We start from the raw sequence: 20,290 nt of genomic DNA on the forward strand, positions 1-20,290 counted from the left end.
TGCGCGAAGGAACGCCAACACGTGTGACGCATAGAACATCTCGCCGGGACCCCCTGTCGAAGAAGCCATACCGGCGGGTAACGTCCGGGCAGTCCAGTCGTACTCAGGATTTCAACAAGCGATCTCTTGAGTACCTGCCCGAGCCTTGGACCGCACCGTCGCATCACACAGAGTCGTGGCGTCGGCGCCCTATGAGGAGCAGCAGTCTTGCGCGAGTTCAGCCTTCCGGCTTTGTACGAGGTCCCTGCGGACGGAAATCTCACCGACATCGTCCGCAGAAACGCCGCGCAGCATCCCGACGTGGCCGTCATCGCCCGCAAGGTGGGCGGCACGTGGACGGACGTCAGCGCCACCACCTTCCTCGCCGAGGTGCGCGCCGCGGCCAAGGGTCTGATCGCCTCGGGCGTGCAGCCCGGTGAGCGGGTCGGCCTGATGTCCCGTACCCGTTACGAGTGGACGCTGCTCGACTTCGCGATCTGGAGCGCCGGCGCCGTCACCGTGCCGGTGTACGAGACCAGCTCCGCCGAGCAGGTGCAGTGGATCCTCGGTGACTCGGGCGCGACCGCCTGCATCGTGGAGCTGGGTACGCACGCGGCCACCGTGGAGTCGGTGCGCGACCGGCTGCCGGCCCTTGAGCACGTCTGGCAGATCGAGGCCGGCGGCGTCGAGGAGCTGGGGCGCCTCGGCAAGGACGTCAGCGACGCCGCCGTCGAGGAGCGCAGCTCGCTCGCCAAGGCGGACGACCCGGCGACCATCGTCTACACCTCCGGAACCACCGGCCGGCCCAAGGGCTGTGTCCTCACGCACCGCGCGTTCTTCGCGGAGTGCGGCAACATCGTGGAGCGGCTGCGCCCGTTGTTCCGCACGGGCGAGTGCTCCGTCCTGCTCTTCCTCCCGCTCGCGCACGTCTTCGGCCGGCTCGTGCAGGTCGCGCCGATGATGGCGCCGATCAAGCTGGGCTGTGTCCCGGACATCAAGAACCTCACCGACGAGCTGGCCGCGTTCCGGCCGACGCTGATCCTCGGTGTGCCGCGCGTCTTCGAGAAGGTCTACAACTCGGCGCGCGCCAAGGCCCAGGCCGACGGCAAGGGCAAGATCTTCGACAAGGCGGCGGACACGGCGATCGCGTACAGCCGCGCGCTGGACACCCCCGCGGGCCCGTCGCTCGGCCTGAAGATCAAGTACAAGACGTTCGACAAGCTCGTCTACAGCAAGCTGCGCGCGGTCCTCGGCGGGCGCGGCGAGTACGCCATCTCGGGCGGCGCGCCGCTGGGTGAGCGGCTCGGCCACTTCTTCCGCGGCATCGGCTTCACGGTCCTGGAGGGCTACGGCCTGACCGAGTCCTGCGCGGCCACCGCCTTCAACCCGTGGGACCGTACGAAGATCGGCACGGTCGGCCAGCCGCTGCCCGGCTCCGTGATCCGCATCGCGGACGACGGCGAGGTGCTGCTGCACGGCGAGCACCTGTTCCAGGGGTACTGGAACAACGAGGCCGCCACCGCCGAGGCCCTCGCCGACGGCTGGTTCCACACCGGTGACATCGGCACCCTCGACGAGGACGGCTACCTCCGCATCACCGGCCGCAAGAAGGAGATCATCGTCACCGCGGGCGGCAAGAACGTCGCCCCGGCCGTGATCGAGGACCGTATCCGCGCGCACGCGCTGGTCGCGGAGTGCATGGTGGTCGGCGACGGGCGCCCGTTCGTCGGCGCGCTGGTCACGATCGACGAGGAGTTCCTGGGCCGCTGGGCCCAGGAGCACGGGAAGCCGGCCGGTTCGACCGCGGTGTCGCTGCGCGAGGACGCGGACCTGATCGCCGCCGTCCAGGACGCGATCGACGACGGCAACGCGGCGGTGTCCAAGGCCGAGTCGGTACGCAAGTTCCGCATCCTCGCCCACCAGTTCACCGAGGAGTCGGGCCACCTCACGCCGTCCCTGAAGCTCAAGCGCAACGTGGTCGCGAAGGACTACGCGAACGAGATCGAGGCAATCTATCGGGGCTGACGCCCCAGCGGCCGGGTTCCACCCCGGCCGGGAACTACACGGCTCGGCCCCCTTCACTGGAGGGGGCCGAGCCGTTTCCGTCCCGGTCGAGGTGTTTCCAGGGGCCGCCGGAGGCCGCCGTAGGCGGTGCAGGTCGTTCCCGGGCGGGAGGTGCGTCGTGGTTGCTCGCGCAGTTCCCCGCGCCCCTACGGGCGCGCCGTCCCTGGCGGGCGCCCGTCAGGGCGGCCGTCTGGGGGCGCGGGGAACCGCGCGGCCAGCCCCTGGCCGCCCGCAGGCGCCGACGGGCCGCAAGCGGCACCCCCGTAGGCGCACCCGGTGAACGCTAGAGCAGCTCTCGCAGGCGTTCTGCGAGTAGGTCCCAGCGCCACTTCTCCTCGACCCAGGCCCGGCCCCGCTCGCCCATCCGGCGGCGCAGCTCGGAGTCGCCGAGCAGGGTGACGATCCGGTCGGCGGCCTCCTCGGCGGAGCCGCCGCGGACGACCCAGCCCGTCTCGCCGTCGAGCACGGCGTCGGGCGCGCCGCCCGAGTCGCCTGCCACCACCGGCAGGCCCGTCGCCGACGCCTCCAGGTACACGATGCCGAGCCCCTCGACGTCGAGCCCGCCCCTGCGGGTCCGGCACGGCATCGCGAAGACGTCCCCGGCCCCGTAGTGCGCGGGCAGCTCCGACCAGGGCACCGCCCCCGTGAACCGGACCGAGCCGGCGACGCCGGTGTCGTGCGCGAGCTTGCGCAGCTCCTTCTCGTACGGTCCGCCGCCGACGACCAGCAGCACGGCGTCCGGCTCCTTGGCCAGGATCCGCGGCATCGCGAGCACGAGGGTGTCCTGGCCCTTGCGCGGGACCAGGCGGGACACGCAGACGACCACCGGCCGGTCGGTGAGGCCGAGCCGGGCCCGGACCTCGTCGCCGCCCGAGCCGGGATGGAAGGTCCCCTCGTCGACGCCGGGCGGCAGCTGGACCATGCGCGCGGCCGCCTCGGGGGTCAGCGCGGCGGCGATCCGCGAGCGCGTGTACTCCCCCAGGTAGGTGATCGTGTCGGTGGACTCACCGATCCGGCGCAGCAGCGTGCGGGCCGCGGGCAGCTGCGCCCAGCCGGCCTCGTGCCCGTGCGTGGTCGCCACGATGCGTCGCGCTCCCGCCCTGCGCAGCGCCGGTGCCATCAGGCCGAGCGGGGCCGCTGCCCCGAACCACACCGACGTACAGCCGTGTTCGCGCAGCAGGCCGACCGCCCGCCGGGTCGCGCCCGGCGTCGGCAGCAGCATCGTCGTGGGGTCCCGTACGACGGTGAAGGGCTGCTCGGCGTCGAACGCGGCGGTCGCCTCGACGCCCTCGCGGCCGCGCTTCCACGTCGAGGCGTAGACGACGAGCTGTCCGGGGTCCAGGCGCAGCGCCATGTTGTGGAGAAAGGCCTGGATACCGCCGGGGCGGGGCGGGAAGTCGTTCGTCACGATCAGGGTCTTGTGCATCGTGTTCGACACTATCGAACCTATACTCACAGCTCGGCACAGCCGCGCTTGACGGCTCGCACACAGACCGGCGCGCCATCATGACCCCGCGAAAACACGGCGGCTACGCACACGGTTTCCGGACGAAAAGGGCCAGGTGGGCATGACGGGGGCACGGAGCACGAGGTTCCCGTTCGGCATGGTCGCCCTGCTGGGAACCTGGGGCCTGACCAGGCTGATGCTGCTGCTCTTCGTGGCCAAGGTGTACGTGTTCCCCGGTCCGGACGTCACCAGCGACGTGTCCGTGATCTACCACGGCTGGTACGAGGTCCTGCGGCACGGCGCCTTCCCGCAGAACGACGTCACCTGGCAGTACCCGCCGGCCGCCTCCCTCGCGGTCCTCTCCCCCGGCCTGCTGCCGTTCCTCGACTACCCGCACGCCTTCTTCGTGCTGGCCTTCGTCGCCGACCTGGTGGTGTTCGGGCTGCTCCTGTACGCGGGCTCACGCTCCGGCAGGACGCTGCGCGGCGCCTGGGTGTGGGTGATCGGGGTTCCGCTGCTCGGTCCGACGGTGTACGCCCGCTACGACGTGATGGTGACGGCCCTCGCGGTCGGCGCGCTGCTCGCCGGGGCCCGGCACCCTCGGGTGATGGGGGCGCTCGCGGGCTTCGGCGCCATGGTGAAGGTGTGGCCGGTGCTGCTGCTGCTCGCCGCCGTCCGACGCCGGGCCTGGGTCTCGGCCGCTGCGACGGCGGGCGCGACGGCGCTGGTGTTCTGGATGACGATGCCGGGCGCGTTCGCCTTCCTGACCTTCCAGCGCGACCGCGGCACCGAGGTGGAGTCGCTGGGCTCCCTCGTCTTCCACGTGGCCCGGCACCACGGCTGGAACGGGCGGGTGCTGCTCAACTACGGCTCGGTGGAGTTCGTCGGCCCCTACGTCGACGTGGTGAGCACGGCGGCCCTGGTGCTGACGGCGCTCGCCTTCGGCTGGCTGCTGCTGTGGCGGCTGTGCGTCAAGCGGTTCCTGACGCACTCGCTCGCCGACGCCGCGTTCGTCGCCGTCCTGATGTTCACGGCCACCAGCCGGGTCATCAGCCCGCAGTACCTGGTGTGGCTGGTCGGGCTCGCCGCGGTCTGTCTGTGCTTTCGCGCGAGCCGGATGGCGGTGCCCGCCTGTCTGGTGCTGGTCGCGTGCTTCGTGACGGTGCTGGAGTTCCCGATCTGGTTCGCGGACGTCGTGGGCAGCACCCCGCTCGGCATCACCCTCCTCGTCGTCCGCAACGGCCTGCTGGTGGTCGCCGCGCTGCTCGCCGCCCGGACGCTGTGGCGGGGCACGGTGTCCGAGCCGACCCCCGCGCTCCCCGCTCAGGCGGCCCGCACCAAGGAGACCCTGGCGTCCTCCTGACGCCCGGCCCGCCTGGTCCACAGCCACAGGGCGGTGCACTGCACCGTCATGGAGAGCGCGAGGGCGAGGCAGATCCCGGGCAGCCCGAGCCCGGACAGGGCGTAGGCGAGCGGGAGCTGGACCGCCGTCCCGGCCAGCGTCACCCGGAGCAGCACCGGCGCTCCCCCGCTGCCCTCGAAGACCCCGCCGAGGGCGATGAAGCAGGCCATCAACAGCAGGTAGGGGCCGACGCAGCGCAGGAACAGCACACCGTCGTGGGCGACCGCGGGGCCGGCGCCGAAGGCCCGCATGATCCAGGGAGCGAGGGCGCAGAGCAGCCCCGCGGCGAGCAGACCGACGGTCCCTGAGACGAGGACGGCCTGGCGTCCGATGGCGCCCCGTTCGTCGCGGCCCGCGCCCCGGGTGTGCGCGGTGTGGATCGAGGCGGCCTGCCGGACCGAGTAGAACGCCATCGTGGCGATGTACATGACCTTGTAGGCGATCGCGTACGCCGCCACCGCCGTCATCCCGAGCCGGGCCACGATCGCGACCAGCACCAGCGCGCCGCCCTGCCGCACGGTGAAGTCGGCGGACATGGGCAGACCGGTCGTGAGGGTGCGGCGCAGAGCGGCGCCGGTGGCCTCGGCGGGCGCGGCGGTGGCCGCCTCGGACAGCAGCGTGTTCCGGCGCAGGGCGCGCAGGCCGGCGACGAGCGCCACGCAGCGGCACAGCACGGTCGAGACGGCGGCGCCACGGACGCCGTACACGTGGATGAGGAGCGGGTCGAGGCCGAGGATCAGGCCGTTGGCCAGCAGGGCGAGGCGCATCGGGGTGCGGGTGTCGCCGGTGCCTTTCAGGATGCCGTCGACGAGGTTCTGCGCGAAGAAGACGGCGATGCCGGGCAGCGAGACGGCGAAGTACTGGACGGCGAGGGTGAGCGCGGGTCCGTCGCCGCCGAGCACGAGCCGGGCCAGCGGCTCGCGCAGCAGGTAGCCGCCGAGGGCGATCACCGGCGTGACCACGGCGCACAGTGCCCAGCCTCCGCGTACGGCCGCCCGGACGGCACCCGGGTCGCGGGCGCCCCGGGCGTGCGAGACCAGGACGGTGGTGCCGGAGGCGAAGACCAGGGCGACGCCGAGCAGCACGTTCTCGGTGTTGGTCGCGACGGCGACGGCGGCCACGGCGTCACCGCCGAGCCGGGAGACCCAGACGGTGTTGATGATTCCGGCGGCGACGGAGGCGAGCAGCGAGAGGTAGACGGGGTGGGCGAGCGCTATGAGCTGCCTGCGGTGGGCGTTCACGGGACTCCCTCGATACGAGCTACCTCGTTTAGAGGTAGCTCGATAAGAGGTACCATGTGCCTGTGGAGCCCGCAAGCACGAACGCGCCGGTGTCCGCGAGCGCAGAGCGGAAGATCGGGCGGTGGCGCGGCACACGTGCCGTACCCGATGACCCACGAGCGAGGAGCCGACCGGATGCTGGAACTGTCGATCCTGGGCTTTCTGTACGAGGAGCCCCTGCACGGCTACGAGTTGAAGGAGCGCATCAAGGCCCTCAGCGGCCATGTCCGCCCGGTCAGCGACGGCGCCCTCTACCCGGCGATCACCCGCCTGGTCGCCGCGGACCTGCTCGACCAGCACACCGAGCCCGGCAGCGGCGCGGCCCCCCGGCGCATCCTGTCGCTCACCGACAAGGGCCGTGAGGACCTCCTGGAGCGGCTCCGCCGTCCCAAGCAGGCCGAGATCACCGACCAGGTGCGCTTCAACACCCTGCTGGCGTTCCTGCGCCACCTGGCGGACCCCCGCGAGCAGGCCACGGTACTGCGCCGCCGCCAGGAGTTCCTCCGGACTCCGGCGAGCTTCTTCTACCGGGACGGCCGACCCGTGCGCGCGGAGGAGGCCGACGATCTGTTCCGGCAGGGCATGCTGCGGGTGGCGCGGGCGACGGGCAAGGCGGAGCGGGCATGGCTCGCGGAGGCCATCCAGCGGCTCGAGGAATGAACAGCCCGGCAGGTCAGCCGAGTTGGCCCCTGAGGTACTCCCGCCACAACCGGGTGAACTCCTCCGGTGTCGTGTGCAGCACGTCCCGCAGCGCCCCCTCCACCGCTCCCGCCCGCTTCCGGTGGTCGCCCACCGCGCGGTAGAAGTCGTTCAGGCGGACCTCGCCCCAGTGGTCGGCGATCAGCCGGCAGGCCATCCAGCCGCCCTCGTAGGCCTGTGCCAGCCGGCCCGAGTCCGCGGTGAACCCGAAGTCCCCGTCGTCGGGCAGCGCGGCCGGGACCTGCCCCTCGGCCACGGCCCGCTCCAGCTCCGGCGCCACCTGCCCGGGAGCCCGCCCACCGCCGCGGTAGCCGACCCAGTCGGCGTACCCCTCGGAGAGCCACAGCGGGGTGGCGGCCGTGGTGTGGGCGCGGGTGGCGACATGCGTGGCCTCGTGGGTGAGCACGACCTGCTTGCCGAAGTCCCCGAGGACGCCGTACGCGTCCGGATTGACGATGATCCGGTCCGCGGGCGCCTTCGCCGAACCTCCCCCGGCCTCCGGCCGGGGGGACCCCCATTTCGCTTCGCTCACTTCTCCGGTGGTGACCGCCGCGATGCCCCGGTACTCGGGCGCCGGGGCCCCGAGCAGCCCCGCCATCCCCTCCAGCGACTTGGGTACGAGGACGACGACATGCCGCGCCCAGTCCGTGCCCCACGCCTCCGACACGGCGGGCACGGCGTGGTCCGCGAGACCCGCGAAGGAACGCAGCCGCTCGGCGGACTGCCCGACCCCGAGGACGAGGCTGTGCTCACCCCGTACGGCTGTCACGGCCCCCTGTTCCCACAGTTGGTCACCGGTCTTGCCCGCGGGCTCGTCGGCGGCGACGCGCCAGGCTCCGCCCGCGCGGGTCAGACTCAGCGTGCGGTCGGTGGTGACGGGTGCCGCGTCGTAGCCCTCGATGCGGTAGCGCAGCTCGGCGTGGGCCGTGGCCCGGTCGCCGGAGCGGCGCAGATCGGTCAGACGGTAGGACCAGGCCGCCAGCGGCACATCGCGCAGGTTCGCGAAGTCGGTCCCCTCCCCGGTGGCCCGGAACGCCGCCGCGTCCCGGTCCAGGACCGCGCTCGCGCGACGGTCGAGGACCCGCTGCACATCGGCCGTCGCGGTGTCCGACGGCGCCCGGCCGCCGCAGCCGACGAGCACGGCGAGCAGCAGCACCAGGGAAAGTCCCGCTCGCGACGCACGCCTTCGACCAGCCACCTTCCCGATCGTACGGTGCCCGTGCCCGCCCGCCGACGGCGCGTGAGGCCGGTTCCGTGCCCTGTCAGACCCGTGTGACGGACGAGATCGGCATCATCCCGACCGGGTCGTAGCGCACCGGGGCGCCCGGGTAGGGCGCGTGGATCACCTGGCCGTTGCCCACGTACATGCCGACATGGCTGGCGTCGGACCGGTAGGTGACCAGGTCACCGGGTTGCGCCTGGGAGAGCGGCACCTGCCGTCCGGCGTACCGCTGGGCCTGCGAGGTGCGCGGCAGCCCGACCCCGGCGTGCGCGTACGACCACTGCATGAGCCCCGAGCAGTCGAAGCCGCTCGGTCCGTTGGCGCCCCACACGTAGGGACGGCCGAGCGCCGAACGGGCCGCGGCGACGGCGACGGCCGCGCGTGCCGAGGACGGGACGGCCCCACCGAGGCCGGGCAGGCCGGAGCGCATCGAGCGCGACGCCCGGTCGTAGGCGGCGCGGTCGGCGTACGGCAGCGAGTTGAGCAGCTGACGCGCCTTGGCCAGTTTGCCCTCGACGACCCGCTTGTTCAGGGCGACCGCCTTGCGGCTGCGCTCCAGCTCGGCGAGTTTCCCGTCGGCCTCCTCACGGTTCTGGGCGAGATCGCGCAGGGCGAGCTGGAGGTCCTTGAGTTCGCCGGCCTGGCGGGCGGTGATCCGGTCCACCGCGGCGGCCTTGTCGAGGTAGTCGTCCGGGTCGTCGGAGAAGAGCAGCGCGAGGGAGGGGTCGAGGCCGCCGGAGCGGTACTGGGCCCCGGCGAGCGAACCGAGCGCGTCCCTCATGGTGTTGATGCGCTCCTGCTGCCGGGCGATCTCGTCCTGGGCCGTGCCGACCTGCTCGCGCAGCGCGTCGGCCCGCTCACCGGCCTTGTTGAACGCCTCGGTGGCCTTCTCCGCCTGGGTGTAGAGGCGGTCCACCTCGGCCCGGGTGTCGTCCTGCGGTGCCGCCGAGGCGGGCAGGGTGCCGAGTGCGGCGGCCGCCGCGGACATCACGCAGGCGGCGATGCCGAAGGCGCCGGCGCCCCGGTCGAAGCCGGTCGGTGCAAGGCGGCGATGGAACCCCACGGGTAGCCGCTCTCCCTTCCGCTGACGGTCCCCCGCTGTTGGGGGAAACGCGCCAGACAGTAGCCGTGCGACTACGCACCGGCCAAAGACCCCCACGGGCACACAAAGTGACGCCCCGCCGGAGACGCAGGTCACCGACGGGGCGTGGGGTCAGCGGGAGTTGTCGCAATTCGCCCGTTTGGGCGGCGCGGCAAGGAGTCCGGGGGCGGCGGAGGTCGACTCCGTACCGCCCGCGGGAATCAGACCCGGACGCCGAACTGGAAAGGCATGTTGCCGATCGACTCGTAGCGGACGACCGTGCCGGTGCGCGGGGCGTGCAGCACCTGGCCGTTGCCCGCGTAGAGGCCGACGTGGTGCTGGTCGCCGTAGAAGATGACCAGGTCACCGACTTGCAGATCGCTCTGCGAGTAGATGCGGGTGCCGGCGTTGGCCTGGGCCTGCGAGGTGCGCGGTATGGAGACACCGGCCTGGGCGTACGCCCAGGAGGTGAGGCCGGAGCAGTCGAAGGAGCTGGGGCCGGTGGCGCCGTAGACGTACGGCGATCCGATCCGGGTCTGCGCGGCACTGAACGCGGCGCCGGCCCGGCCGGAGGCGGCCTTGGCGCCGCCGAGGTCGACACGCTCGCTGGCGCGGGTCGCCCGCTCCTGCTCCTTGGCCGCGAGCGCGGCCCTCTCCTGCGCCGTCAGCGAGTTCAGGAGCTTCTGCGCGGAGCCCAGCTTGCTCTGGACTTCCTTCTTCTTCTTGGCGAGCTCGGCCCGGGTGTCGGCGAGGTCCTTGAGCTTCTCGGAGGCCTCGGAACGCTGCTGGGCGAGCGAACGCTGCTTCTCCTGGACCTTCTTGAGCGACTCGACCTGCTGAGCGCTCAGCTGGTCCATGGCGGACGCCTTGTCCAGGAAGTCGTCCGGGTCCGAGGAGAGGAAGAGCGCCACGGAGGGGTCGATGCCACCGGTGCGGTACTGGGCGCTGGCCATCGAACCGAGTCCGTCGCGCAGCTCGTTGAGCTCTTCCTGGCCGCGGGCGACGTTGTCCTGCAGGGAGCTGATCTGCTTCTGCAGCTTCTCCTGCTTCTCCTTGGCGCCGTCGAGCTTCTCAGTGGCCTGCTCGGCCTCTTCGTAGAGCTTGTCGACCTTGGTCTTGACCTCGTCCTTGTTGGGCTTCTCGGACGGCGCGGCATTGGCGACGTTGGCACTGAGAGCAACGGCGGCAGCGGCGGCGGTGGTGAGCACGGTCACACGGGTGCGGCTCGGCTGCTTGGGTCGACGGTGGGACGCCACGAAGGCGAGCTCCTTCTTCCTCCAGCCGCCTGCCGAATACGCCGACGGGCGGTGCCCCTCCACCGTCACTCCTCATGAGTGATCACCCTAGTTGGAGGTTCGAGGCATGACCCTAGTGACCTTCTTGTGATCAGTTCAAATCCAAACCTGAAAATTCTTTGTCAGGAGCACATTCTTTGCACTCAACTCACCTGCAGTGATCCGCGCTTGACACTACGTCGCGTGAAGGTCAGGCCAATTCGGGCATCAAGCCCACAAGTTACGCATGGTGTGTAGAGACACTCATGCGACTTAGGCCGCGGATCGCCGTCCACGCGAAACCCGTGGTCCGGCGCGGGACATGACCCTCCCCGAAGCGCGCGAGAACACGCACGAAAGGGGGCGTACAGACGAAGACGCACGAAGCGAGACGTACGGAGGAAGACGGACGAAAGGGAACACCTGGAAGGGCGTGCGCGGCGGGAGTCGCTCAGCCGCGCGAGAAGCGCTTGAGGAGCACCACCGACGCCACCGGCCGGGCGCCCGCCTTGGCGATGCCGTCGGCCACCTCGCGGTCGGTCGAGACGACGATGACCGGCCGCCCGGGCGGCTCAGCCCGCACCAGCTGACGGATCAGCTCGTCCGCCGTGACACCGGGCTTGGAGAACAGCACCCGCACCCCGCGCGGCGGCGCGAGCAGCACGGGCGCGGCCAGCTCCGCCCCGTCGAAGACACAGGTGACCTCGGCCCCGGTCTGCGCGGCGAGCTGCGAGAGCTGTCCGAGGAGCCTCAGCCGCTGCTTCTCCAGCGGCATCTGGGGATAGCCGGTCTTGGTGACGTTGTAGCCGTCGACGACCAGATGCGCCTGGGGCAGCGCCAGCAGCTGGTCCAGGATCGCGGGGTCGTTCTCTGACAGCGCGCGGGCGGCGATGTCTTTGGGGGTCATCCGTCCCGGTTCGACCGCCTCCACGGTCTCCGCGGGCCGTACGGAGATGGGGGGCAACGCCAGCTCCCGGCGCAGACCCTGGGCCGCTTCCAGCACGGTGTCGAGCAGCAGCCGCACGCGCATGTCCTCGACGCTGCGCCCCTCGCGCGCCGCCTTGCGCGTGGCCTCCAGGGCGGCCTCGGCCTCGGAGAGGCGCGCCTTGAGCCGCCGGCTCTCGCTCTCGGCGGCGGACACCTGGACCTGGCTCTCCGCCTTCGCCCCGTCCGTCTCGGCCTGGAGCTTGCGCAGGGCCGCCTCGCCGCGCTTGACGTCGCTGAGGGCGCTGCGCAGTTTGCGGTGAAGCGATTCCGCTTCCTTCCTGGCCGCTTCCATCTCCGTGCGCAGCCGTTCGGTCTCGGCCCTCGTCTGCGCGCGGGCCTCCGCGAGTTCCTCGCGCAGCCGCTCCAGCTCGGCACGGTTCTCGTCGTCGGCGCGCTCGGCGTCCGCCCGCAGTGCCTCCTCGCCCGCGGCGGTCACCAGCTTCACCCAGCCCGCGGTACGCAGAACATAGGCCGCGGCCGCCACGTCCAGCGGATCCGCGGCCGGGGGCGGCGCGCCCGACTCGAGGGCTCCGACGATCTCCGCCTGGGCCTCTCTCAGCTTCTCGGCGATGCGCTGTCTGAACAGCGGGTCCGTCTCCAGCGCCGCGGCCATGGCGTTACCGGCGAACTTGGCTCGCCGGTTCGGCGCGAACCGGGCGTACTGCCTCAACTGAACAGGCAGTTCGGCCACCGTCAGCCCGCCGAAACCGTCCGAGACGATCTGCACGACGCGTCGGCGCACGCCGTCGGGCAGCGGACGGTCGAGCACCTCGGCGGTGCCGTCGTCCGGCTCCCCGCCTGTGGTCTCCACCATCCGTCACCCCAATATCCGTGCGGGGCCCGCTCCCTCAGGAGCCGGCGCCCGGCCTGTCCACGAGTTCCACCTGATCCACCGCGTTGCACCAGCGGCACCGCACCGACTCGATGGTCTCACTGACCACCTCGCGCTCCTCGACCTTCGGCTCACCGGCCAGGTCGAGGTGCACGTACTCGACGACCTTCGAGGAGCGGGTCACGTCGAAACGCGTGAGGTTGCCGCAGAGGGCACAGCGCCAGCGCGTCTTGGCGTCGGGCAGGGGAACTGTCATAGGGCAGTCGCTTTCCTTCTAGTGTCCGTCCAACGCCGGTCTCCCGGCGCATGTGGCTCGTAACCCTACGGCCTGGCGGGTACTCGACGCTCGGCTGTCCGCGGCGGCGAGGCGGCCTGTGTGCTTCGGTCCCGTTACGTCATGCTCTGCACCATGATCGGCAATTGGAGTACGGCGGTCGGCAGGGCGCTGCGGGGTCAGTCGGCGCCGGTGACGTACGGGCTGATCGTCCTGTGTTGTCTGATCTTCGTGATCGGTCCCGCCTCGGGCCTCGATCCCGCGTACGGCACCGGGGACGAACTGCTGGTCGCCCAGCGGGCGTACTTCCGCCGCTGGGGCGTGGTGCCGGCGGACCTGTTCGGCGGGGCCCCGCGCGAGGCGCTCACCCCGGCCACAGCCCTGTTCATCCACGGCAGCTGGCTCCACCTTCTCGGCAACATGCTCTTCTTCTACGTCTTCGGGGCGATGACCGAGGAACGCATGGGCCATGGGGAGTTCGCCCTCTTCTACATGGGCTGCGGATATCTGGCCCTGCTCGGCTACGCCGCCGCCAACGCCACCTCGCAGCAGTCCCTGGTCGGGGCCTCCGGGGCGATCTCCGCCGTGCTCGGCGCGTTCCTGTACCTGTTCCCCAAGGCCCGGGTGACCAGTCTCTTCCCGTTCCTGTTCTTCCTGCCGCTGCGGTTCCCGGCCTGGGTGGTGCTGCCGTTCTGGTTCGCCCTGCAGTGGCTGGCGGCGGGCCGCAGCGAATCGGGCCCCGGGGTCGCCTATCTGGCCCACCTCGTGGGCTTCTCCGCGGGTTTCGTCTACGCGTGGGTGCGGTTCGGCCGCCGTACGACCGCCGCGGCCTCCCTGGGGGCGGTGCCGGGGCCCCCGGCGGAACAGCCGGGCCAGGTGGACCGCGAGTAGGGTGAGATCCCCAATAGTGGCCCCCGAGGGAGAGAACAAGCCGTGATCACCGCGATCGTCCTCATCAAGACCAGCGTGGACCGGATCCCCGAGATCGCCGAGTCGATCGCGTCGCTGGAGAGCGTCAGCGAGGTCTTCTCCGTCACCGGCACCTACGACCTGATCGCCATGGTCCGGGTCAAGGCCCACGACGACCTCGCGGACGTCATCCCCGGCAGGATCAGCAAGATCCCGGGCGTCGAGGCGACGGACACGCATGTGGCGTTCCGTACATACTCCGAGCACGACCTGGAGGCGGCGTTCGCCATCGGTCTCGACTCCTGACCGACGGAACACCGCCTCCGGGCGGTACCGGCGCGGGGGTCAGACCGCCGGGACGCAGCGGCCGTCCTCGGTGCGGTACTGCCACCGGGCGCCGTCCCGGACGAGTTCGCGCACCGCGCGGACGAAGCGCTCGACGTGCTCGTCGGGGGTACCGGCCCCGAAGCTGACGCGGATGGCGTTGAGGGACTTCTCGCCGGGGGCCGCCTCGGGGGCGCCGCACTCCCCCTGGGTCCCCGGGTCGCTGCCGAGCAGCGTGCGGACCAGCGGGTGGGCGCAGAAGAGGCCGTCGCGGACCCCGATGCCGTACTCGGCGGAGAGCGCGGCGGCGAAGTGCGAGCTGTTCCAGCCCTCGACGACGAAGGAGATGACGCCCACCCGCGGGGCGTCGTCGCCGAAGAGGGAGAGGACCCGGACCTCCGGGACCTCGGCGAGACCCGCGCGGACGGTACGGATCAGGTGCTGTTCACGGGCGACGAGGTTGTCGAAGCCCTCGTCGGTGAGCGCCTTGCAGGCCGACGCGATCGAGTACGCGCCGATGACGTTCGGCGAGCCGGCCTCGTGCCGGGCGGCGCTGTCGTGCCACTCCACGTCCACGCCGCCGTCCGCGCGCCGGGCGACCTTGCGGCTGGCGCCGCCGCCCGCCAGGTACGGCTCGGCCTCGCGCAGCCAGTCGGAGCGGCCCGCGAGGACACCGGAGCCGAAGGGCGCGTACAGCTTGTGCCCGGAGAAGGCGACCCAGTCGACGTCGAGGTCCTGGACCGACACCGGGTGGTGCGGGGCGAGCTGAGCGGCGTCCAGGACGATCCGGGCGCCGTGGGCGTGCGCGGCGGCGGCCAGCTCACGCACCGGCCACAGCTCCCCGGTGACGTTCGAGGCACCGGTGACGCAGACCAGGGCCGGTCCGTGGTCACGGGCGGCGAGGGCGCCCTCCAGGACCGCGACGGCCTCGCCCGGGGTGCGCGGGGCGTTCAGGTACGTCACCCGGGCGTCGCGCCACGGCAGCAGCGAGGCGTGGTGCTCGGTCTCGAAGACGAAGACCTGGCAGTCGGCCGGGAGAGCGGCGGCGAGCAGGTTGAGCGAGTCGGTGGTGGAGCGGGTGAAGACGACCTGGTCGCCGGCGCGGCAGTCGAGGAACTCCTCGACGGTCCTGCGGGCGTTCTCGAAGAGGTCGGTGGACAGCTGCGAGAGGTAGCCGGCGCCCCGGTGGACGCTGCCGTAGTACGGCGCGTACGCGGCCACGTCGTCCCACACCCGCTGAAGGGCGGGCGCGCTGGCCGCGTAGTCGAGGGCGGCGTAGGTGACCTCGCCGCCGGTGACGAGCGGGACGGTGACATCCCGGCCCAGAACGGCCAAGGGGGCACAAACGGTCTGGTCGGCGGCAACGGTGGAGACAGACATGGCGAGCTCCTGTGAGAGGCAGGCGGGATCACCGCGCGAGCCGGCCGCCCGGAGGCAGGGCTCAGCGCAGGAAAGGGTGAAAAGGGTGTGCGGAGGTGGGGCTCGACGCCCTATCGCATTCGCTTGCTCACAGAAGGCTCCCTCGAACGACCAGGACCCCTGGTTGCATCCGCCCGGAAGGGCGGGAGGGGTCCGCGCTTGCCGTAGGCCTCGCTGCCTACGACCTGGTCTTCACCCGGGGCACCCCGCCACGGACGGAGGGTTGCCGGACAGCCGGCCGGGGCCTGATGGCTGTCACTCATGACCTGATACAGCATCTTGCCAGAGGATCATCCACGCGCAAGGCGCAGTCCGGATTCTGGACTGCGCCTTGCTCCGTGTCATGGGTGGATCAGGCGTTGCTGGCGGCCACCCAGCGGTCCAGGGTGCGCTTCGCGGCGCCGGAGTCGATCGCCTCGGCCGCCTTCTCCATTCCGTCGCGTAGCTGGTCCGCGAGGGGCGCGCCGGTCGGCGACAGGGCCACCAGGGCCGCCGCCGAGTTCAGCAGGACCGCCTCCCGTACGGGCCCCTTCTCGCCGTCCAGCAGGCGCCGGGCGACCTCCGCGTTGTACGAGGCGTCGGCGCCGCGCAGGGCCTCCACCGGGACGATGTCGAGCCCGACGTCACGCGGGTCGAAGCGCTCCTCGGTGACCTTGCCGTCGCGGACCACCCAGACATGGGAGCCCGCAGTGGTGGTCAGCTCGTCGAGGCCGTCGTCACCGCGGAAGACCAGCGAGGAGTTGCCGCGCTCGGCGAACACACCCGCCACGATCGGCGCCATGCGGGGGTCGGCGACTCCGACCGCCTGGGCCCTCACCCGCGCCGGGTTGGTCAGCGGGCCGAGCACGTTGAAGGTCGTCCGGATGCCCAACTGGCCGCGTGCCGCCGCCGCATGACGCAGCGCCGGGTGAAACTTCACCGCGAAGCAGAAGGTGATCCCGGCCTCTTCGGCCACCTCGGCGACCCGCTTCACCGTGAGCTGGAGATTGACGCCGAGCTTCTCCAGGACGTCCGAGGAGCCGGACGCGGAGGACGCGGCCCGGTTGCCGTGCTTGACGACCTTGGCGCCGGTGCCGGCCACGACGATCGAGGACATCGTGGAGATGTTGACGGTCTTCGCCCCGTCGCCGCCCGTGCCGACGATGTCGACGGTGTGTCCGGGCACTTCGATCACATTGGCGTGCTCGTACATCGCCCGGACGAGTCCGGAGATCTCCTGGACGGTCTCGCCCTTGGCCCGCAGGGCGACCATGAACCCGGCGATCTGCGCGTCGGTCGCCTCGCCGCGCATGATGCGGTCCATCGCCCAGGCCGTGTCGTCCGCGCTCTGGTCGCGGCCTTCCAGCAGGCCGTTCAGTACCTGGGGCCAGGAACGGACCGCCGCGGTGTCGCCTCCGGCGGGGTTCACAGCGCTCATGGTCGCTCCTGGGTTCGTAGGTGACGCGAAGGGACTCACCCCTTGCGCGGGGTGAGTCCACCCTATCCAGCCCGCGAGACGGCAAAGAGCCCCGTCCATTGCCTGGACGGGGCTCTCGCCGTGGCGAACTACCGGGGATCAGTGGTGGCCGTGGCCGCTCGTGATCTCCTTGTACTCCTCGACGGTGGGCTTGGGGATCTGGTTGTCCTCCCCGTAGAAGCCCTCGCTCATCTTGGCGCGCAGCTTCTGCGTGCCCGAGACCTTGCGCTCGACACCGTTCTCGTCGACCGTCGGGCCGATCTCGGCCGGCTTGTACTGCTCGTGCGCGGTGAGCGTGTGCAGCGCGTCCTGGCTGAGCGGCTCGTGGACCTCGATGAACTCACCGTGCGGCAGGCGCTTGATGATGCCCGACTCGCGGCCGTGCAGCACCTTGTCCCGGTCCCGGCGCTGGAGGCCGAGGCAGATCCGCTTGGTGGCGATGAACGTGAGCACCGGCACGACGAAGAACGCGATCCGGACGAACCAGGTGATCGAGTTGATCGACAGGTGGAAGTGCGTGGCCCAGATGTCGTTGCCGCCGCCGACGAGCAGGACGAAGTACCAGCTGATCCAGGCGGCACCGAACGCGGTCCGGGTCGGGACGTTGCGCGGGCGGTCCAGGATGTGGTGCTCGCGCTTGTCGCCGGTGACCCAGGACTCGATGAACGGGTAGACCGCGATCGCGACCAGGACCAGCGGGAAGATCACCAGCGGGATGAACACGCCCAGGACGAGCGTGTGGCCCCAGAGGTTGATCTCCCAGCCCGGCATGACACGGATCAGGCCCTCGGAGAAGCCCATGTACCAGTCGGGCTGGGCGCCCGTGGACACCATGTCCGGACGGTACGGACCCATCGCCCAGATCGGGTTGATCGAGGCGATCGCCGCGATGGCCGCGATGACACCGAAGACCAGGAAGAAGAAGCCTCCGGCCTTGGCCATGTAGACCGGCAGCAGCGGCATGCCGACGACGTTGTTGTTCGTCTTGCCGGGGCCCGCGTACTGCGTGTGCTTGTGGTAGAAGACCAGGATCAGGTGGCCCACGACCAGGCCGAGCATGATGCCCGGCAGCAGCAGCACGTGCACCGAGTAGAAGCGGGCAACGAAGTCGCCGCCCGGGAACTCGCCGCCGAACAGGAAGAACGACAGGTACGTGCCCACGATCGGCACGGACAGGACCGCGCCTTCCATGAAGCGGACACCGGTGCCGGAGAGCAGGTCGTCCGGGAGCGAGTAACCGGTGAAGCCGGTGAACATGCCGAGGACGAACAGCAGGAATCCGAAGACCCAGTTGACCTCACGCGGCTTGCGGAACGCACCCGTGAAGAACACGCGCATCATGTGCACGAACATGCCGGCGAGGAAGATCAGCGCCGCCCAGTGGTGGATCTGCCGGATCAGCAGGCCACCGCGCACCTCGAACGAGATGTGCATGGTCGAGTTGAACGCCTCGGACATCAGCTGGCCCTGCAGCGGGACGTAGCTGCCGTGGTACTCCACCTCGTTCATCGACGGGTGGAAGAACAGCGTCAGGTACACACCCGTGAGGATGATGATGATGAAGCTGTAGAGGCAGACCTCACCCAACATGAACGACCAGTGGTCGGGGAAGATCTTGCGCATGTTGGACTTGGCCAGGGAGTAGATCCCCAGACGGCCGTCGGCCCAGTCGGCCACCCGCTCACCGGCGGGCGCCTTCTCGCGCGAGGAGCGCGAGTCGGAGGTGGTGGCAGTACTCATCCGCGCTCCCAGAATGCAGGACCGACGGGCTCTTCGAAGCCGCTGAGCGCCTCGAGGTAACCCTCGTCGTTCACACCGATGCGCAGCTGCGGCAGGGCGTGACCGGCCGGGCCGAAGATGACTCGGGCACCGTCGGAGAGGTCGAAGGTGGACTGGTGGCACGGGCACAGCGCGTGGTGCGTCTGCTGCTCGTACAGGGAGATCGGGCAGCCGACGTGGGTGCAGATCTTCGAGTAGGCCACGATGCCGTCGTAGGACCAGTCGAGTTCCTGCTTGTCCTTGATGTCCTCCGGCTGGAGCCGGATGACCATCAGGGCCGCCTTGGCGATCTCCTTCTGGAAGTCCTCGTCGTGCTCCTCCAGGCCCTCGGGCTTGACGAAGGTGAGCGAACCGACGGCCACGTCCGAGGGACGCAGCGGCTCGTTCGTGTTCATGTTGACGAGGAGCTTGCCCTTGGACCACAGCGTGTGGCGCAGCTTCGTGCCGGGCAGCGGGCCGAGGTCGCGCAGCAGCACGACGCCGGAGAGCGGGAACAGGGCCAGCGCGCCGAACATCGTGTTGCGGATCAGCTTGCGGCGGCCGAGCGCGGACTCCTTGGCACCGGCCTTGAAGTCGGCCATGACCTTGGCCTTGACCGCGGGCTCCGCCTCGATCGGGTGACGCTCGTCGGCGATCTCCACGTCGGACATCAGGGTGCGGGCCCAGTGGACCGCGCCCGCGCCGATCGCGAACAGCGCCACACCGAGCGTCATGCCCAGCGCGAAGTTCAGCGCGCTGATGTGCCCGAGCGGGAAGATGAAGACCGACTTGTCGTTCGGGATCGCCACGTACGAGGCGATGAAGCCGACGGTGGCCAGCATCGACAGCACGAACAGCATGGCGACAAGGCGCTCGGACCGCTTGGCGGCCCGCTCGTCGATGTCCTGGATGCGGTGCTCGTGGGGCGGGAGCCCCGGGTCCGCGAACGGGTTCTGCTCGTCCGCGACGGCTACCGCGCCATGACCGTGCTCGGCGTGGTCGTCGGAGGCCCGCTCAGCGGGCACGTTCTCTTCTGGAATGTCTTGGCTACTCATGACTTCTTGGCCTTTGCGGTCCGAGCGGCGACCCAGACGGCGACGGCGACCAGGGTTCCGAGACCGAAGACCCAGCCGAACAGGCCCTCGCTGACCGGCCCGAGGCCGCCCAGCTCAAGGCCGCCCGGGCTCGCGGTGTCGTCACCGTTGACCGCGTCGAGGTACGCGATGATGTCCTGCTTGTTCTTCTCCGTCAGCGTGGTGTCGGGGAAGGACGGCATGTTCTGCGGGCCCGTCTGCATGGCCTCGTAGATGTGCTTCGGGTCGACACCCTCCAGGTCCGGCGCGAACTTGCCGTGTGTCAGCGCGCCGCCCTTGCCGGTGAAGTTGTGACACTGGGCGCAGTTGGTGCGGAAGAGTTCGCCACCCTCGGCGATGTCCGCACCCTCGGGGCTGACCTGGCTCTTTGTCGGGATCGTGGGACCCGCGCCGAGCGAGGCGATGTAAGCCGCGAGCTGGTCGATCTCGGCCTGCGTGTAGATGACCTTCTTCTTCGGGATCTGCGCGCCCGGCTGCTGGGCCGGCATACGGCCGGTGCCGACCTGGAAGTCGACCGCCGCGGCGCCCACACCCACCAGGCTCGGCCCGTCGGTGGTGCCCTGACCGCCGGTTCCGTGGCAGCTTGCGCAGCCCACGGCGTACAGCTTCTTGCCCTCGGTGATACCGAGGGACTGGGCGGTTTCATCGGCCTGCGCCTTGCCCGCGGGTGCGAACGCGGCGTACAGCCCCCCGGTGGCCGCCAGCGCGAGGAGTAGGACGACGACCGCCGCCAGCGGATGGCGTCGTCGTGCGGAGAGCTTTTTCACGGATTACCCCGGTGTCAGGATC

17 protein-coding genes and 1 riboswitch are annotated in these 20,290 nt (G+C 70.7%); of the genes, 5 read left to right on the plus strand and 12 right to left on the minus strand.

Annotated features, from left to right (window positions below; all coding sequences use genetic code 11):
* Positions 1–207 precede the first annotated feature (207 nt).
* Positions 208–2,004 carry an AMP-dependent synthetase/ligase gene (locus ABZX90_RS38070; protein WP_351131721.1) on the plus strand — a complete coding sequence of 599 codons (1,797 nt, stop codon included), beginning with the start codon at positions 208–210 and terminating at the stop codon, positions 2,002–2,004.
* 322 nt (positions 2,005–2,326) lie between these two features.
* Here ABZX90_RS38070 and ABZX90_RS38075 read toward each other — a convergent pair whose 3' ends face one another.
* Positions 2,327–3,469: a glycosyltransferase family 4 protein gene (locus ABZX90_RS38075; RefSeq protein ID WP_355212820.1), complete on the minus strand. Its 1,143-nt coding sequence runs from the start codon at positions 3,467–3,469 to the stop codon at positions 2,327–2,329.
* Between the two features lie 142 nt (positions 3,470–3,611).
* On the opposite strand from ABZX90_RS38075, the gene ABZX90_RS38080 reads away from it, so the two are divergent.
* Positions 3,612–4,853, plus strand: a complete 1,242-nt coding sequence (locus tag ABZX90_RS38080; RefSeq protein WP_351131718.1) for a glycosyltransferase family 87 protein — start codon at positions 3,612–3,614, stop codon at positions 4,851–4,853.
* On the opposite strand, the gene ABZX90_RS38085 is transcribed toward ABZX90_RS38080, so the two are convergent.
* Complete coding sequence (locus ABZX90_RS38085) at positions 4,814–6,133, minus strand: MATE family efflux transporter (RefSeq protein ID WP_351131717.1); 1,320 nt, start codon at positions 6,131–6,133, stop codon at positions 4,814–4,816. The genes ABZX90_RS38080 and ABZX90_RS38085 overlap by 40 nt on opposite strands.
* A gap of 174 nt (positions 6,134–6,307) precedes the next feature.
* On the opposite strand from ABZX90_RS38085, the gene ABZX90_RS38090 reads away from it, so the two are divergent.
* A complete protein-coding gene (locus tag ABZX90_RS38090) occupies positions 6,308–6,832 on the plus strand; it encodes a PadR family transcriptional regulator (protein WP_355212822.1) in 525 nt (174 codons plus the stop codon).
* Positions 6,833–6,845: 13 nt separating this feature from the next.
* On the opposite strand, the gene ABZX90_RS38095 is transcribed toward ABZX90_RS38090, so the two are convergent.
* The 5 genes from ABZX90_RS38095 to ABZX90_RS38115 form a co-directional block, all read right to left on the minus strand.
* The gene (locus ABZX90_RS38095) at positions 6,846–8,069 is read right to left on the minus strand and encodes a hypothetical protein (RefSeq protein WP_355212824.1); all 1,224 of its coding nucleotides are present in this window, start codon (positions 8,067–8,069) and stop codon (positions 6,846–6,848) included.
* Positions 8,070–8,133: 64 nt separating this feature from the next.
* A complete protein-coding gene (locus ABZX90_RS38100) occupies positions 8,134–9,156 on the minus strand; it encodes an NlpC/P60 family protein (RefSeq protein ID WP_355212826.1) in 1,023 nt (340 codons plus the stop codon).
* Positions 9,157–9,395: 239 nt separating this feature from the next.
* Positions 9,396–10,430, minus strand: a complete 1,035-nt coding sequence (locus tag ABZX90_RS38105; RefSeq protein ID WP_355212828.1) for an NlpC/P60 family protein — start codon at positions 10,428–10,430, stop codon at positions 9,396–9,398.
* A gap of 469 nt (positions 10,431–10,899) precedes the next feature.
* Positions 10,900–12,249 carry an NYN domain-containing protein gene (locus tag ABZX90_RS38110; protein WP_351131708.1) on the minus strand — a complete coding sequence of 450 codons (1,350 nt, stop codon included), beginning with the start codon at positions 12,247–12,249 and terminating at the stop codon, positions 10,900–10,902.
* Positions 12,250–12,283: 34 nt separating this feature from the next.
* On the minus strand, positions 12,284–12,523 hold the full coding sequence (locus ABZX90_RS38115) for a hypothetical protein (RefSeq protein WP_261706939.1): 240 nt from the start codon (positions 12,521–12,523) through the stop codon (positions 12,284–12,286).
* A 153-nt stretch (positions 12,524–12,676) separates the two neighbouring features.
* Here ABZX90_RS38115 and ABZX90_RS38120 point away from each other — a divergent pair, with 153 nt between their 5' ends.
* The gene (locus ABZX90_RS38120; RefSeq protein WP_351131706.1) at positions 12,677–13,432 is read left to right on the plus strand and encodes a rhomboid family intramembrane serine protease; all 756 of its coding nucleotides are present in this window, start codon (positions 12,677–12,679) and stop codon (positions 13,430–13,432) included.
* A gap of 42 nt (positions 13,433–13,474) precedes the next feature.
* Positions 13,475–13,756 (plus strand): Lrp/AsnC ligand binding domain-containing protein, encoded by a 282-nt coding sequence (locus tag ABZX90_RS38125; protein WP_351131704.1) that lies wholly within the window; start codon positions 13,475–13,477, stop codon positions 13,754–13,756.
* Positions 13,757–13,795: 39 nt separating this feature from the next.
* Here ABZX90_RS38125 and ABZX90_RS38130 read toward each other — a convergent pair whose 3' ends face one another.
* From ABZX90_RS38130 to ABZX90_RS38150, 5 genes are all read right to left on the minus strand, one after another.
* Positions 13,796–15,154 (minus strand): aminotransferase class V-fold PLP-dependent enzyme, encoded by a 1,359-nt coding sequence (locus ABZX90_RS38130; RefSeq protein WP_355212831.1) that lies wholly within the window; start codon positions 15,152–15,154, stop codon positions 13,796–13,798.
* 189 nt (positions 15,155–15,343) lie between these two features.
* A riboswitch (SAM riboswitch) is annotated at positions 15,344–15,460 on the minus strand.
* A gap of 85 nt (positions 15,461–15,545) precedes the next feature.
* Positions 15,546–16,610, minus strand: coding sequence for an anthranilate phosphoribosyltransferase (gene trpD, locus ABZX90_RS38135; protein WP_355212833.1), 1,065 nt, complete (start codon positions 16,608–16,610; stop codon positions 15,546–15,548).
* Positions 16,611–16,748: 138 nt separating this feature from the next.
* The gene (locus tag ABZX90_RS38140) at positions 16,749–18,389 is read right to left on the minus strand and encodes a cytochrome bc complex cytochrome b subunit (protein WP_351131699.1); all 1,641 of its coding nucleotides are present in this window, start codon (positions 18,387–18,389) and stop codon (positions 16,749–16,751) included.
* Positions 18,386–19,462, minus strand: coding sequence for a Rieske 2Fe-2S domain-containing protein (locus tag ABZX90_RS38145; protein ID WP_351131697.1), 1,077 nt, complete (start codon positions 19,460–19,462; stop codon positions 18,386–18,388). Before ABZX90_RS38145 ends, ABZX90_RS38140 begins: the two co-directional genes overlap by 4 nt.
* On the minus strand, positions 19,459–20,268 hold the full coding sequence (locus ABZX90_RS38150) for a c-type cytochrome (RefSeq protein ID WP_351131695.1): 810 nt from the start codon (positions 20,266–20,268) through the stop codon (positions 19,459–19,461). The genes ABZX90_RS38145 and ABZX90_RS38150 overlap by 4 nt, the downstream gene beginning before the upstream one ends.
* Between the last annotated feature and the right edge of the window lie 22 nt (positions 20,269–20,290).

This window comes from Streptomyces sp. NPDC002935 (genome assembly GCF_040611295.1).
Lineage (GTDB): Bacteria > Actinomycetota > Actinomycetes > Streptomycetales > Streptomycetaceae > Streptomyces.

Coding starts and splice junctions, on each gene's coding strand:
- ABZX90_RS38075 (WP_355212820.1), bottom strand. CDS start 3,469: ATGCACAAGACCCTGATCGTGACGAACGACTTCCCGCCCCGCCCCGGC.
- ABZX90_RS38080 (WP_351131718.1), top strand. CDS start 3,612: ATGACGGGGGCACGGAGCACGAGGTTCCCGTTCGGCATGGTCGCCCTG.
- ABZX90_RS38090 (WP_355212822.1), top strand. CDS start 6,308: ATGCTGGAACTGTCGATCCTGGGCTTTCTGTACGAGGAGCCCCTGCAC.
- ABZX90_RS38110 (WP_351131708.1), bottom strand. CDS start 12,249: ATGGTGGAGACCACAGGCGGGGAGCCGGACGACGGCACCGCCGAGGTG.
- ABZX90_RS38115 (WP_261706939.1), bottom strand. CDS start 12,523: ATGACAGTTCCCCTGCCCGACGCCAAGACGCGCTGGCGCTGTGCCCTC.
- ABZX90_RS38120 (WP_351131706.1), top strand. CDS start 12,677: ATGATCGGCAATTGGAGTACGGCGGTCGGCAGGGCGCTGCGGGGTCAG.
- ABZX90_RS38130 (WP_355212831.1), bottom strand. CDS start 15,154: ATGTCTGTCTCCACCGTTGCCGCCGACCAGACCGTTTGTGCCCCCTTG.
- trpD (WP_355212833.1), bottom strand. CDS start 16,610: ATGAGCGCTGTGAACCCCGCCGGAGGCGACACCGCGGCGGTCCGTTCC.
- ABZX90_RS38140 (WP_351131699.1), bottom strand. CDS start 18,389: ATGAGTACTGCCACCACCTCCGACTCGCGCTCCTCGCGCGAGAAGGCG.
- ABZX90_RS38145 (WP_351131697.1), bottom strand. CDS start 19,462: ATGAGTAGCCAAGACATTCCAGAAGAGAACGTGCCCGCTGAGCGGGCC.